We start from the raw sequence: 14,090 nt of genomic DNA on the forward strand, positions 1-14,090 counted from the left end.
AATCAAAGGCAGTATGGCGCGGATGTTTCACAAGTTTCTAAAAAGCGAAACTGGCGCTGTCACTGTTGATTGGGTCGTCTTGTCTGCGGCCATTGTCGGCATGGGTGTGGCTTCGGTCGCGGCGGTGCAGACAGGAACGACATCACTTGGCGCGCAGGTTCAGTCCGTCTTGGAGACTGCAAGTATAACGGCGCTTGAGTTGCCGTATCGCTTACAGGGCCTGACCGCGGAACTGGCGGAAAATCGTGCAAATCTTTATGCAACCGCCAGCACCGAGCAAATCATCAACTGGCACGAGTCACGCGTCAATTACTTGATAACCGCGATCAGTCGCGGGCATCACACGCCAACAGGCGACTTTTCCAATCTCAGCACAGGCGAGACGCTGGATGTGCTGTATCTGCACCGTCAGGAACTGATCGCGCGCGGCGCATACCCTGTGGACGGCGTTCCAAGTTTTCACGAGTTGCACCAACTCTACAGGGATGCGCTATAGCGCCGCTTGCCCGCGTTCATAGCGCCTGAAGCCGCTATCTGGCTGCCCTCAAGACAGCATGTATCAGAACAGGCGCCGCGTGCTGGGCCTGCTGGAAGCTGCATTATGACGATTCTTCGGCTATGGCTGGCCTGCGAAATGCGCCAGAACCTGCCTTACCCTCTCATCACGCACAAAAAATATGCATCCGTGCACAACATGGCGTATTTTATAGGCATTTATAAACCCATCCGACAGTCAGCTGAACTTCTTAAAATTTCCTTTGACTGACACAAAAAAATTGCGCTGAATTCAGATTGTCAACAATACTGTTGCCAAGTTCGCCGAGGGTCTTCGATGGTCATCGGCAGGTCCATAAGGGGAAAAGTAAATGGCGCTTACAAAAACCAATCTAATTTCAGCCCTACTGGCAAGCTCTGTGCTTACACTGGCGGGGGGCGCAGTGGCGCAAGACAAGATTTTGCGCATTGGCATGACGGCTGCTGATATACCGCGCACTTTGGGTCAGCCCGATCAGGGCTTTGAGGGGAACCGCTTCACCGGCATGACCATCTATGACAGCCTGTCTGCATGGGATCTGAGCAAGGAAGATGAAGCATCGGTCGTGATTCCATCGCTGGCAACCAGCTGGGCTGTCGATGCCGCAGATACCACAAAATGGGTCTTCACCCTGCGCGACGATGTCACCTTTCACGATGGCAGCCCTTTCAATGCCGAAGCCGTGGTCTGGAACGTGCAAAAGGTTCTCGATGAATCTGCACCGCATTTTGACCCAAGCCAGGTTGGTGTGACCGCCTCGCGCATGCCAACACTGCGGTCCGCGCGCGCCATTGATGAGTTCACAGTCGAGCTGACGACATCTGAACCCGACAGTTTCCTGCCCATCAACCTGACCAACCTGTTCATGGCCTCGCCTGCGCATTGGCAGGCCAAGTTTGAAGAAACAGGCGATGCCGAATCCGCATGGGCCGCATTCGCCGCCGACCCGTCCGGTTCCGGCCCGTTCCGCGTCACGGCCTTTGCCCCGCGCGAGCGGCTGGAACTGGCGCCCAACACAAACTACTGGAACCCAGAGCGCACCCCGAAACTGGATGGCGTTGTGCTGGTGCCGCTGCCCGAAGCCAATGCACGCACCGCAGCCTTGCTGTCAGGGCAGGTCGACTGGATCGAAGCCCCCGCACCTGACGCGATCCCGCAGATCGAATCGCGCGGCTTCACAATCTATGCCAACCCGCAGCCACATGTCTGGCCATGGCAGCTGTCTTTTGCCGACGATTCGCCTTGGCTGGACAAGCGCGTGCGCCATGCCGCGAACCTGTGCTTTGACCGCGAAGAACTGTCGATCCTGCTGGGGGGCTTCATGGGCATTCCCAAAGGCACAGTCGACCCGACCCATCCTTGGTGGGGTAACCCGTCCTTTGACATCCGCTATGATCTGGACGAGGCGCAGCGCCTGATGTCCGAAGCGGGCTTCTCGGCGGACAACCGGCTGACAGTGAAGGTGCAGACATCAGCCTCTGGTTCTGGCCAGATGCAGCCGATCCCGATGAACGAATATCTGCAACAGTCGCTGCGCAATTGCTACTTCGATGTGGAACTGGACGTGATCGAATGGAACACAGTGTTCACCAACTGGCGGCGCGGGGCCAAGGACGAGTCCGCCAATGGCGCGCATGCGATCAATGTGTCCTTTGCGACGATGGACCCATTCTTTGCCATGGTGCGCTTCACCTCGACAGGGGCCTTCCCGCCTGTGTCCAACAACTGGGGCCATTTCGGCAATGACGAATTTGATGCCCTGATCGCAGAGGCCCGCACCACTTTCGAGGATGACGCCCGCGACGCGGCGCTGGCCCGTCTGCATGCGCGCATTGTCGAAGAAGCGCCATTTGTCTGGGTGGCGCATGATGCAGGCCCACGCGCCATGTCCTCTCGTGTGACCGGCGTTGTGCAGCCCAAAAGCTGGTTCATCGATATTGCACCGATGGATATGAACTGATCACTGCGGCGGCCCCGGACTTGATCCGGGGCCTCCTGCTTCCTCGCCCTGCCGAAAGGACCGCCCCCATGCTTGGCTACAGCCTGCGACGGATCATCTACACCGCACCCGTTCTGTTCGGCGTGTCGGTGGTGTGTTTCGCCCTTGTCCATATCTCTCCCGGTGATCCGCTGATCTCGATCCTGCCTGCCGATGCCTCGGTCGAATTGCAGGACCGCTTGCGCGTTCTATACGGGTTTGACCGCAGCTATCCCGAACAGTTCATCCTGTGGCTGGGTCGGGCGTTGCAAGGCGATCTGGGCACCTCGATTGCAACCGGGCGGCCTGTGACAACCGAAGTGATGCGCGCAGTGGGCAACACTTTGATGCTGGCCTCTGTGGCCACAGTCATCGGCTTTGTTCTGGGTTGTTTCTTCGGCTTCGTTGCGGGCTATTTCAGCAACTCGCCACTGGACAAGGCCGCATCGGCAGCGGCGGTGTTCGGCGTATCGGTCCCGCATTACTGGCTGGGCATGGTGCTGGTGATCATCTTCTCGGCGCAGCTGGGCTGGCTGCCTGCCGCAGGCGCAGGGCCGGGCGGGTCCAGCCAGTGGAAATTCGATCTTGAGCATCTCAGCTATATGGTGCTGCCCGCAATCACCATGAGCGTGATCCCAATGGGCATCATCGCGCGCACAGTGCGCGCGTTGGTTGCGGAAATTCTGGCGCAGGAATTCGTCATCGGGCTGCGCGCGCGCGGCCTGTCGGAATTCGGCGTGTTCATGCATGTGGTCAAGAATGCCGCGCCAACGGCGCTGGCCGTCATGGGCGTGCAACTGGGGTATCTGCTGGGCGGGTCGATCCTGATCGAAACGGTCTTTAGCTGGCCGGGCACAGGCATGTTGCTGAATTCGGCCATTTTCCAGCGTGATCTGCCGCTGTTGCAAGGCACAATCCTTGTGCTGGCATTGTTCTTTGTGGTGCTGAATCTGGTTGTCGATATCATGCAAAGCGCGCTTGACCCGCGCATCAAGAGGTAACCCAAATGGCTGATGCAACCTTGAACACGCCAGTCATTCCCGCCGTGCGCAGCGCCGGATACTGGCAGAATGTCGGCGCGCGGCTGGTGCGGGACAAAACCGCGATGGCCGCCGCCTCTGTATTGCTGCTGCTGCTTCTGGCCGCGATTTTCGCGCCGCTGGTGGCCCCGATGGACCCGCTGGAAGGGCGCCTGATCAACCGGCTGAAACCCATCGGCACCGAGGGCCATTTGCTGGGCACGGATGAACTGGGCCGCGACATGCTCTCGCGGCTGATCTGGGGCGGGCGGCTGTCGCTGCTGATGGGGGTAACGCCGGTTGTGCTGGCCTTCATAATCGGTTCGGCCATCGGGATTATCGCAGGCTATGCGGGTGGCTGGACCAACACGCTGATCATGCGCACGGTCGATGTGTTCTATGCTTTCCCGTCCGTGCTTCTGGCGGTTGCGCTCTCGGGCGCGCTGGGGGCAGGTTTGGGCAATGCGCTGTTGTCGCTGACGGTTGTGTTCATCCCGCCCATCGCGCGGGTGGCGGAATCGGTCACCACACGGCTGCGCAGTTCGGACTTTATCGAGGCCGCGCGGGCGTCCGGCGCGGGGGCTTTCACCATCGTGCGTGTGCATGTGTTGGGCAATGTGCTGGGGCCGATCTTTGTCTATGCCACATCCCTGATCGCGGTCAGTATGATTCTGGCCTCTGGCCTGTCGTTTCTGGGCCTTGGCGTGCGCCCGCCCAACCCCGAATGGGGGCTGATGCTGAACACCCTGCGCACAGCGATCTATGTGCAGCCATGGGTTGCGGCCCTGCCCGGTGCGATGATCTTTCTGGTCTCGATTTCCTTTAACCTGCTGTCGGACGGGCTGCGCTCGGCCATGGAGGTGCGCCAATGAGCACAGCAAATGCAATCCTGACAGTGCGTGGCCTGCGTAAGTATTTCCCCATCAAGGGCGGCATTCTTGGCCGCACAGTCAAGAATGTCCACGCCGTCGATGGCGTTGATCTGGAAGTATTCGCGGGCGAAACGCTGGGTGTGGTGGGCGAATCCGGTTGCGGCAAATCCACCACGGCGCGGCTGCTGATGCATCTGATCGACCCTGACGCCGGCGCGCTGTATTTCGACGGCAAGCTTGTGGGCAGCCCCGAACTGCCGCTGAAGGAATACCGTAGGCAGGTGCAGATGGTGTTTCAGGACAGCTACTCCTCGCTGAATCCGCGCCTGACGATTGAAGACAACATCGCCTTTGGTGCCAAAGTCCACGGCACCCCCGCACGCGAAGCGTTGGAGCGCACCCATGACCTGCTGAACCGCGTGGGGCTGGAGCCTGCACGCTTCGCGGGCCGCTATCCGCATGAATTGTCGGGCGGTCAGCGCCAGCGGGTGAATATTGCCCGCGCACTGGCCTTGCGGCCCAAGGTTATCATTCTGGACGAAGCCGTGTCGGCGCTGGACAAATCCGTGGAAGCGCAGGTGCTGAACCTGCTGGCCGATCTGAAGGCGGAATTTGGTCTGACCTATGTGTTCATCAGCCATGACCTGAATGTGGTGCGCTTCGTATCCGACAGGGTGATGGTCATGTATCTGGGCAAGGTTGCCGAAATCGGCGATTCAGAGGCGCTTTATTCCACACCCCTGCACCCGTATTCGCGCGCGCTTCTGTCATCCATGCCCTCGATGGACCCTGACAACCGCACGATGGAACCTGCGCTGACAGGCGATCCGCCCAACCCGATTGACCCGCCATCGGGGTGTCGGTTCCATACGCGCTGTCCGGTCGCGGGGTCTGTCTGCGCGCAACGCGAACCAGCCCTGACCCAGCGTGCGCACAAACACCTTGTGGCCTGCCATGCGCATGACCCGGAGTCGGGCTACATCACCCCCATCACCAAAGAGGCCGCAGAATGACCGCGCCATTCCTGTCGATCCGCAATCTTGGCGTCACCTTCACAGGGGGCACGCGCCCTGTGCGCGCTGTCAACGATGTCTCGCTTGATATAGCCGAAGGCGAAGCCGTGGCCCTGATTGGCGAATCCGGTTCGGGCAAATCCGTGACAATGCGCGCGGTCATGCGCCTGAACCCCGAGAAACGCTCGAAACTCGACGGGCAGATTCTGGTCGGCGGGCGCGATGTCATGGGCATGAACGCGCGCCAGCTATCCGCCTTTCGCGGGGGCGAGGCTGCGATGATCTTTCAAGAGCCACTCTTGGCGCTGGACCCTGTCTATACACTGGGCGACCAGATCGTGGAATCGATCCGCCGCCACGAGACGATCAGCCGCGAAGACGCCCGCGCCCGCGCGCTGGACCTGTTTGATCGGGTGCGCATCCCTTCGGCGAAATCGCGGCTGGACAATTACCCGCATGAGATGTCGGGCGGGATGCGCCAACGCGCGATGATTGCGCTGGCACTGGCCTGCCGCCCGAAACTACTGCTGGCGGATGAACCCACCACCGCGCTGGATGCGACCGTGCAGATACAGGTTTTGTTGCTGCTGCGCGAATTGCAGCGCGATCTGGGCCTGTCTATTCTGTTCGTCACCCATGACATCGGCGCCGCGATCGAGGTCGCGGACAGGATTGCCGTGATGTATGCAGGCCAGATTGTCGAGCAGGCCAGCGCCCGCGACCTGATCCGCAGCCCCCGCCACCCCTATACGCTGGGTCTGCTGAAAAGCCGCGCGCATGATGCGATGGTCAAGGGCGTGAAGCTTGATGCCATTCCCGGCGCGCCGCCCGATCTGGCCAATCTGCCAGCGGGCTGCCCTTTCGCGCCGCGCTGTACGCTGGCGGATGCAGGGTGCCGCAATCAGCCGATTGCCATTCAAGACATTGCGCCGGGGCATCTGGCACGCTGTCGGCGGCTGGACAAGACGGCGTTGCAGAATGCAGGATAGGGCACTGTGCCCTGCCCGCTTATCCGGCGGGGCGGCGCAGTTGCGCAACCGGCGTCAGGTCATGCGACTTGTCGCGCGGCCACGCATAAGCGCCGGTTTTCGCAGTCTGGTAGCCGCCGCCTGCCAGCGCACCGGCCAGCCGCACCGCCGCATGCACCCCGTCTATGACCGCAATGCCTGTCTCCTCGCTCAGGCGCGCGCACATCTCGGACATGCCCGCACAGCCCAGAATAACGGCTTCCGCCCCGTCTTGCGTCTTGGCGGCCAGAATTTCCTGCCGCAACAGGTGATGGGCATGCGCGGGGTCTGCCTCCAGCGCCAGAACCGGCAGGTCCACCGCGCGCACGCGGCGCAAGCAATGACCCGCGCCATAATTGCGCGCCAGATCCTCGATTATGGGAATGGCGCGCGGCAGGGTTGTGACCACGGAAAACCGGCTGGCAATCAGGCTGGCCACCTGCATGGCCGCTTGCGCAATCCCGATCACGGGACCGGCCACCACCTCGCGCGCGGCCCCAATGCCGGGGTCGTCAAAACAGGCAATGACATGGGCCTGCGCGCCCTCGGCTTCGGCGCGGCGCAAGGCGTCAAGCATGGCCGGAACGGCCAAAGCTTCGTCATGGTGCCCTTCAATGCTGGGCGGAACCGGCGGCTGCGCCCCTTGCGTGCGAATGTGCCAGCCTGCACTGGCCGCCGCCTGTGCGGTATGCGCGATCAGCGCTGTCATCTCGGCGCTGGAATTGGGATTATAGACAAAGATTTGCACGTCACGCCTCCGGCAGCCGGTTATGTTGGGGCATCATGCCCATCTTTGGGCTATTTTGTCAATTTTATTGTCAACAATGCAGACCGCAGACCCCATTAGAATCAGTTTTGTCTTTTCTGGATAAAAACAGTATGTCAGCGCAGATAATAAGGAAAAACAGATGCCCTGGCTCTCGCATGCGACACATAACGAAGTTGTAAACCAGATTTGCGACAGGATCTGGCTGGCTGTCGTCCAGCGTTCGTTGCGGCCGGGCGCGCGGCTGAAAGAAGAGGATCTGGCCGAAATCTTCGGGGCGACCCGTGCGCGCGTGCGGCAAGCACTTTCAATTCTGGAACAGGATGGGCTGGTCTCGCTTGTGCCCAATCGGGGGGCCTGTATCGCAGAACCGGACATCGGCGAGGCGCAAGATGCTTTCTCCGCGCGCCTGTGCATCGAGCAAAGACTGGTCACGCGGCTGTGCAGAATGGCGACACAAGACCATATTGCCACCTTGCGCGCCCATGTCGCCTCCGAGCGCGCAGCCCATGACCGGCAGGACAGCGAGGCGATGATCCGGCTGTCGGGCGAGTTTCACTTGCTGATCGCCAAACTGACCGGCGCCGATCTGTTGATGAAAATCTTGCGTACCCTGACAATCCGGACATCCCTGATTACGGCCATGTATCAACCCCAATCCACCCAATCCTGCGGGCCGGACGAACATGCCCGTATTCTCGACGCGATCGAGGCGCGTGACGAAGGGCGCGCGCGCGCTGAAATGGCGCATCATATGCAGCATTTGGAAACCGATTTGCATCTGGATGAAGGCACGATTCCCGTTTCGCAATTGCATGCCGCATTGAAGCCCAACCCATAGGGCAACGGGGCCAGGACTGCTGCCTTGGCGCGGATCAGTCGAAGCGTTGCAAAAGATAGATATCCATGATCCAGCCATGGGCGGCGCGCAGCCGTGCCCGCGTCTCGACAATCTCGGCCGCGACATCGCCCAGCGCGCCCGCGATCAAGACCTCCTCGGCCATGCCCACATAGGCCCCCCACCAGATATGCAGGCCATCAGGCTTCAGCACCTCGAACGCCCCGCCGGAATCGAGCATTACCGCAAGGGTCTGCACCCCGTCCGGCCAACCCCCGTCGCGCAGTCGCCGGCCTGTGGTGATGGTCACAGGGGCACCCAGACGGTTCAGCGGAATGGCATGGGCCGCTGTCAGAACCTGCAAACTGGTAATTCCGGGCACGACATGGGTGCGCAGCGGCAGGCCCGCCGCGCCCAGCCGTTCTGCGATGCGCAGGCTGCTGTCATATAGCGACGGGTCGCCCCAGACCATCAGCGCCACATGCCCGCCCTGCGGCATATGCGCGTCAACCGCCGCGCACCAGCATTGTGCAATCGCATCATGCCACTCGGCCACCGCCCCCAGATAGGGCCGGTCCGACGCACGGCGCGGCAAATCGAATTCCACCACGCGCACCGGCCGTTCCAGCACCGCATCGCAAATCTGGCGGCGCAGATCGGCCAGATCGGCCTTCTCTGTCCCCTTTCGCGGCAGCAAGATCAGATCCGCGCCATTCAGCGCCCTGATGGCCGCCCGCGTCAGATGGTCGGGATTGCCGGTGCCAATACCCACAAGATGCAGATCAATCATGCGCCCTCTCCTGCAAGCGGGCCATACAGGATCAGCGCAGGGGCCGCGCTGGCGCTGGCCTCAAGCGATGCGGCCAGTTGCACCACAGTGCTGCGCGTCAGGCGCTGGTCGGGGTGGCTGACATTCTCGGCCAGCAGCGCAGGCATATCGGGCGGCAATCCGGCCTCGATCAAGCCGCGCGCCAGTTCCGCGAATGTGCGCTTGGGCATGAACACCACAGTCGTCGCATCCGGATCAGCCAGCGCCGCCATACGCAACCCTTCGGGCAAGGCCCCGCGAATGTCATGGCCTGTCACAAATTGCACCCGCCGCGCGCTCAGCCGCCGTGTCAGGGGAATTCCGGCCGCCGCCGCCGCCGCACTGGCCGAACTGACACCGGGAATGATCTCAAATCCGACCCCTGCCGCGCGGCAGGCTGTAATCTCTTCCTCCAGCCGTCCAAACAGGCCCGGATCACCCGATTTCAGCCGCACCACCCGCGCGCCGGTTTCGGCATAATCAACCAGCAACCTGCTGACATGGTCCTGCTTGGGCGAAGGGCGGCCCGCGCGTTTGCCCACAGCGACCAGATCGGCCCCCGGTGCCGTATGGCCCAGCATCGCCGCCGCAGACAGATCGTCAAACAACACAGCATCCGCCGCCTTCAGCCGCGCCACGGCTTTCAGCGTCATCAATTCGGGGTCACCGGGGCCAGAGCCTACGAAGGAAACAAACCCGCTCATGTCCGTTTCATCCTTGTTAAAATATCCTCGGGGGGTGAATTTGGCCGCAGGCCAAAGAGGGGGGCAGACAGCCCCCCTTTTGAACCGCATCTCATGGCGCGTCCTGTGCAATCAGATGAAAGAAACTGCCACTGACATGGCCACGGCGCGACCCTGTCTCGGGCACCTCTTGCCCATCGGCGTCGCAGACACGGGCAAGGGCCGCATCGGGCTGCTCCAGAATGGTGGAATAGTGGAATTCATGCCCGCGCAGCCGCGCCCCTGCCGCAAATCCGGGCATCGGGGCCAGCAAATCTGCCGCGCGGTAGCCCAAATGCATCTTGCGCTTCTCATAGCTTGTGACCAGCCCCAAAAGCCCCGCCATCTGATGGCGCACGCCCGCTTTGTCGATCAACCCCGCGCCCAGCGCCATATAGCCGCCGCATTCCCCATGAACAGGCCGCGTCTGCGCATGCAGCGCAAGCGCTTGCCGAAACCGCGCCGCCGCTGCAAGACGTCCGGCATGCAGTTCAGGGTAGCCGCCGGGCAGCCAGACCAGATCGGCCTGCGGGTCGGGCACCTCATCCGCCAAGGGCGAGAATGGCAGCAATTGCGCGCCCGCACGCCGCCACCCTTCCAGCAAATGCGGGTAGGTAAAGGAAAACGCCGCATCCTGCGCCAGCGCGATGCGCTGCGCAGGCGGGCGCGGCAAAGCGCTTGGCGGCCCGGTCTGCACGCCCGCGGCCGCGCCGCGCAGTGCCTCCAGATCGACATGCGCGCGCAGGAAATCGGCATAGCTGGCAATCGCGGCGTCAAGGTCGGGGTGCTCAACCGCCTGCACCAGCCCCAGATGGCGTTCGGGCAATTTCAGATCCCCGCGTCGCGGCAAGGCACCCAGCACCCGCAGGCCGGCCCGTTCCATGCCCAGCCGCGCCAGCCGTTCATGGCGCGGGCTGGCCACACGGTTCAGGATCACCCCCGCAAAGGGCAGATCGGGCTGGTAACGTGCAAAGCCCAGCGCCACAGCCGCCGCCGATTGCGCCTGCCCCGAGACATCGACCACCAGCACCACAGGCCAGCCCATGCGCGCCGCCAGCTCTGCGCTGGACCCGAACCCCAGCGCCCCCCGCGTTGCGACCCCGTCATATAACCCCATCGAGCCTTCGGCCACGACCAGATCAGCGCCGCCTGCCTCGGCGGCGATGGTATCCATCAACCCGGCCCCCATCGCCCAACTGTCAAGGTTGAACGACGCCCGCCCCGCAGCCGCACGATGAAAGGCGGGATCAATATAGTCCGGCCCGCTCTTGAAGGGCTGCACCCTTAGCCCCGCATCGCAGAAGGCGCGCAACAGGCCCAGCATAACAGTTGTCTTGCCTGTCCCCGAGGCAGGCGCGGAAATCATCAAACCCGGTATCATTCGCGGCTGTCCTTATAGATGCTGTCGGCGCTCTGGGGGCGGAAGCGGCGGTCGTAATCGGGCGCATAAAGCGCGCTTTCGGCAAAGCCTTCGGCGGCAAGGGCATGGCCCACAAGGATCAGCGCTGTCCGCTCCATGCTGCCTGCAATCTGGGCTTCGATGGTCGAAAGCGTGCCGCGGATGATGCGCTGGTCAGGCCAGCTTGCCCGCCAAACCACTGCGACTGCGCAATCCGGCCCGTAATGCGGCACCAGATCGGCCACCACCTGCGCCAGATTCTGGATCGACAGGTGAATTGCCAATGTGGCCCCTGTGGCGGCAAAGGCGCTCAAACTCTCGCCCTCGGGCATGCGGCTGGCGCGGCCCGGTGTACGGGTCAGCACCAGCGATTGCGCCAGTTCCGGCAAGGTCAGCTCTGCCCCCAAAGCCGCTGCCGCCGCTGCAAAAGACGGGACACCCGGCGTCACCGTATAGGGAATGTCCAGCGCCCGCAGCCTGCGCAACTGCTCGCCCATTGCAGACCAGATCGACACATCCCCCGAATGCAAACGCGCCACATCCTGCCCCTGCGCATGGGCCGCGCTGATTTCCGCCATGATCTCGTCCAGCGACAGCGGCGCGGTGTTCACGATCCGCGCGCCCTCGGGGCAATGGGCCAGTACCCCTTCTGGCACCAGCGACCCCGCATACAGGCAGACCGGACAGGCCGCGATCAGGTCGCGCCCGCGCAAGGTCAGCAAATCCGCAGCCCCCGGCCCCGCCCCGATAAAATGCACTGTCATTCTGTCATCCCTTCTGCCAGCGCGCAGGTGGCCTGCCCCGCGTCGCTGGTTTGCCGCAGTGCCACAATTGCGGCACCTGTGCCCGCGCCTGCAAGGGCGCAGGCTTCGGCCACGCTGCCTGTGCCAAATTCCGCCATCACACGCCCCGATATTGTGGGTGTCGATATGCCCCTAAGCGCCGCGCGCGGCAAGGGCACAAGCGGCAGGTCCAGCGCCTGCGCCAAAGGGGCCAGCATATGCGCGCGCCCCTCCAGACAGGCGATTCTGGCAGGTGCGCGGCCGCGCGTCATCTCCTCCAGCAGCGCGCGCATCTCTGCCAGTGTCGCGCGCGAAGTGCAGCCAATGCCTGCCACAATCATCGCACCACCCGCCATTGCACAATCGGATAGGCCGCGCGCCAGCCGCGCTTGCGCCCCAAAGGTGTTGCCTCTGACAGCTCCAGCCGTGTCAGCGTGCCGCCTGCCTGCGCGTGCCACTGTGCCAGCAGCGCCTCGGAGTCCAGCGTCACCGCATTTGCCACCACCCGTACCCCTTGCGGCAGAATGCGCCATAAATCGCGCAAAAGCCCGTCTGACAGCCCGCCCCCAATGAACACCGCATCGGGCAGGGGCTGGCCCTCCAGCCCCGCAGGCGCGCGGGCTTCAACCACGCGCAGACGGTCCACACCCAAGCTGGCGGCATTGCGCAGGGCCCGCGCGGCGCGCACCGGATCGGCCTCGAACCCGATGGCCTCCAGACGTGGATGGGCCAACAGCCACTCAATACTGACAGACCCGGACCCAAGCCCGATATCCCACAGCAACTCGCCCGGCACCGGCGCAAGTGCGGCCAAACTCAGCGCGCGCACCGCCTGTTTGGTGATCTGCCCGTCATGGTCAAAAAACCCGTCCGCGCGCCCGGCCACGACAGGCAGCGCGCGCCCCGCCCCTGCCACCTCCAGCGCAACGGCAACAGGATGGCACACATCGCTAAAGGAATAATCCCCCGCCTGCATGCTGCGCAGTCTCTCGCGCGGGCCGCCAAGCGCCTCCATGACATGCAAGGTGCTGGTCCCGAAGCCAAGGCCGGTCAGATAGCCCGCCACCTCGCCCACCGCTGCGCCATCGCGCACCAGCACCAGAACCCGCGCGCCTTGCGCCAGATGCGGGCGCAGCCGCGACAGCGGCGCGGCATGCAGGCCAAGGCAGGTGACCTGCTCCAACGGCCATCCCAGCGCGGCCGCCACCTGCGAGAAACTAGAGGGCGCAGGCAAGGCGCGCCATTCCTGCCGCGCCAGATGCCGCGCAACACTGCTGCCCGCCCCGAACCAGAACGGATCGCCAGAGGCCAGCATCACCACCCGCCGCCCGCGTTGCGCCAGCAACAGCGCAATACCATCGGCAAAAGGCACCGGCCATTCCACCACCTCGCAAGGCAGATCTGGCAGCAAGGCCAGATGACGCGCCGCCCCCATCACCAGCGCGGCCTGCGCCAGTGCTTCACGGCTTGCGTCTGACAGCCCATTCAGGCCATCTTCCCCCAATCCGATGATTGTCAGCCAGGGGGCCTCAGCCATGCATAACATCCTTGTCCTTGGCGGCACGATCGAGGCCACGCGCCTTGTCGCAGCGCTCGCCGCTGCGGGCCTTGCCACCACGCTCAGCTATGCCGGGCGGGTAGAGCGCCCCAAACCCCAGCCCGTGCCCGTGCGCGTGGGCGGTTTTGGCGGTGCGACAGGGCTTGCCAGCTATCTGCGCGCCCATGCGATCACGCATCTCATCGATGCGACCCACCCTTTTGCCGCCCAGATCAGCCGCAATGCCCTGCATGCAGCACAGGCGACGGGCACGCCCCTGATGGCCCTCACACGCCCCCCATGGACGGCACAGCGGGGCGACAGATGGCACAATGTCCCCGACATTGCGGGCGCGGTTGCCGCTCTGACAGGGCCGCCACAGCGCATCCTTCTGGCGCTTGGCCGCATGCATCTGGCCGCTTTTGCCCAACAGCCCCAACACCATTACCTGCTGCGCCTTGTCGATCCGCCAGAGGCACGGCCACCGCTGCCCGACCACCACATCATCCTTGACCGAGGCCCTTTTGACGCGGCCTCGGACACAGCATTGATCCGAGAGCACCGCATCGAACTCGTGGTCTCCAAGAATGCCGGTGGCAGCGGTGCACAAGCCAAACTGGTTGCCGCGCGCGCCCTTGGCCTGCCGGTCTTGATGATCGACCGCCCCGCCCTTCCCGCACGCCACGAGACCCACGACATCCGGGCTGCGATTGACTGGCTCATTGCCTGACCCAGCACTTTCATCCTTGGTCAAATATCCTCGGGGGGTGAATTGGGCGTAGCCCAAGAGGGGGGCAGACAGCCCCCCTTGCCC

Annotated in this window: 15 protein-coding genes; 8 read left to right on the forward strand and 7 right to left on the reverse strand. The window is 63.2% G+C overall.

Annotated features, from left to right (window positions below; genetic code table 11):
- Nucleotides 1-22: 22 nt before the first annotated feature.
- From BG455_RS08045 to BG455_RS08070, 6 genes are all read left to right on the forward strand, one after another.
- Complete coding sequence (locus BG455_RS08045; protein ID WP_170124772.1) at nucleotides 23-496, forward strand: hypothetical protein; 474 nt, start codon at nucleotides 23-25, stop codon at nucleotides 494-496.
- Nucleotides 497-866: 370 nt separating this feature from the next.
- A complete protein-coding gene (locus BG455_RS08050; RefSeq protein ID WP_071469477.1) occupies nucleotides 867-2,495 on the forward strand; it encodes an ABC transporter substrate-binding protein in 1,629 nt (542 codons plus the stop codon).
- Between the two features lie 68 nt (nucleotides 2,496-2,563).
- Nucleotides 2,564-3,514, forward strand: a complete 951-nt coding sequence (locus BG455_RS08055) for an ABC transporter permease (RefSeq protein WP_071469478.1) — start codon at nucleotides 2,564-2,566, stop codon at nucleotides 3,512-3,514.
- Between the two features lie 5 nt (nucleotides 3,515-3,519).
- Nucleotides 3,520-4,404, forward strand: a complete 885-nt coding sequence (locus tag BG455_RS08060) for an ABC transporter permease (RefSeq protein ID WP_071469479.1) — start codon at nucleotides 3,520-3,522, stop codon at nucleotides 4,402-4,404.
- Entirely contained in the window at nucleotides 4,401-5,417 is a 1,017-nt protein-coding gene (locus BG455_RS08065) for an ABC transporter ATP-binding protein (RefSeq protein WP_071469480.1), read from the forward strand. The genes BG455_RS08060 and BG455_RS08065 overlap by 4 nt, the downstream gene beginning before the upstream one ends.
- Nucleotides 5,414-6,406, forward strand: coding sequence for an ABC transporter ATP-binding protein (locus BG455_RS08070; protein ID WP_071469481.1), 993 nt, complete (start codon nucleotides 5,414-5,416; stop codon nucleotides 6,404-6,406). The genes BG455_RS08065 and BG455_RS08070 overlap by 4 nt, the downstream gene beginning before the upstream one ends.
- Nucleotides 6,407-6,425: 19 nt before the next feature.
- Here BG455_RS08070 and BG455_RS08075 read toward each other — a convergent pair whose 3' ends face one another.
- Nucleotides 6,426-7,172 (reverse strand): aspartate/glutamate racemase family protein, encoded by a 747-nt coding sequence (locus BG455_RS08075; protein WP_071469482.1) that lies wholly within the window; start codon nucleotides 7,170-7,172, stop codon nucleotides 6,426-6,428.
- Nucleotides 7,173-7,332: 160 nt separating this feature from the next.
- Here BG455_RS08075 and BG455_RS08080 point away from each other — a divergent pair, with 160 nt between their 5' ends.
- Nucleotides 7,333-8,031: a GntR family transcriptional regulator gene (locus BG455_RS08080; protein ID WP_071469483.1), complete on the forward strand. Its 699-nt coding sequence runs from the start codon at nucleotides 7,333-7,335 to the stop codon at nucleotides 8,029-8,031.
- 34 nt (nucleotides 8,032-8,065) lie between these two features.
- Here BG455_RS08080 and cobF read toward each other — a convergent pair whose 3' ends face one another.
- The 6 genes from cobF to cbiE form a co-directional block, all read right to left on the reverse strand.
- On the reverse strand, nucleotides 8,066-8,818 hold the full coding sequence (gene cobF, locus BG455_RS08085; protein WP_071469484.1) for a precorrin-6A synthase (deacetylating): 753 nt from the start codon (nucleotides 8,816-8,818) through the stop codon (nucleotides 8,066-8,068).
- Nucleotides 8,815-9,540, reverse strand: coding sequence for a uroporphyrinogen-III C-methyltransferase (gene cobA, locus BG455_RS08090; protein WP_071469485.1), 726 nt, complete (start codon nucleotides 9,538-9,540; stop codon nucleotides 8,815-8,817). The genes cobF and cobA overlap by 4 nt, the downstream gene beginning before the upstream one ends.
- Nucleotides 9,541-9,631: 91 nt before the next feature.
- Entirely contained in the window at nucleotides 9,632-10,939 is a 1,308-nt protein-coding gene (locus BG455_RS08095; protein ID WP_071469486.1) for a cobyrinic acid a,c-diamide synthase CobB, read from the reverse strand.
- The gene (cobM, locus tag BG455_RS08100; RefSeq protein WP_071469487.1) at nucleotides 10,936-11,721 is read right to left on the reverse strand and encodes a precorrin-4 C(11)-methyltransferase; all 786 of its coding nucleotides are present in this window, start codon (nucleotides 11,719-11,721) and stop codon (nucleotides 10,936-10,938) included. The genes BG455_RS08095 and cobM overlap by 4 nt, the downstream gene beginning before the upstream one ends.
- On the reverse strand, nucleotides 11,718-12,080 hold the full coding sequence (locus tag BG455_RS08105; RefSeq protein ID WP_071469582.1) for a cobalamin biosynthesis protein: 363 nt from the start codon (nucleotides 12,078-12,080) through the stop codon (nucleotides 11,718-11,720). The genes cobM and BG455_RS08105 overlap by 4 nt, the downstream gene beginning before the upstream one ends.
- Nucleotides 12,077-13,276 carry a precorrin-6y C5,15-methyltransferase (decarboxylating) subunit CbiE gene (cbiE, locus tag BG455_RS08110; RefSeq protein WP_111361341.1) on the reverse strand — a complete coding sequence of 400 codons (1,200 nt, stop codon included), beginning with the start codon at nucleotides 13,274-13,276 and terminating at the stop codon, nucleotides 12,077-12,079. Before cbiE ends, BG455_RS08105 begins: the two co-directional genes overlap by 4 nt.
- Between cbiE and BG455_RS08115 the strand changes: the two genes are divergently transcribed.
- The gene (locus BG455_RS08115) at nucleotides 13,275-14,006 is read left to right on the forward strand and encodes a cobalt-precorrin-6A reductase (protein WP_071469581.1); all 732 of its coding nucleotides are present in this window, start codon (nucleotides 13,275-13,277) and stop codon (nucleotides 14,004-14,006) included. The two genes, cbiE and BG455_RS08115, sit on opposite strands and share 2 nt — an antisense overlap.
- The last annotated feature ends 84 nt before the right edge of the window (nucleotides 14,007-14,090 follow it).

The sequence above is a fragment of the Roseinatronobacter thiooxidans genome, from assembly GCF_001870675.1.
Classification (GTDB): domain Bacteria; phylum Pseudomonadota; class Alphaproteobacteria; order Rhodobacterales; family Rhodobacteraceae; genus Roseinatronobacter; species Roseinatronobacter thiooxidans.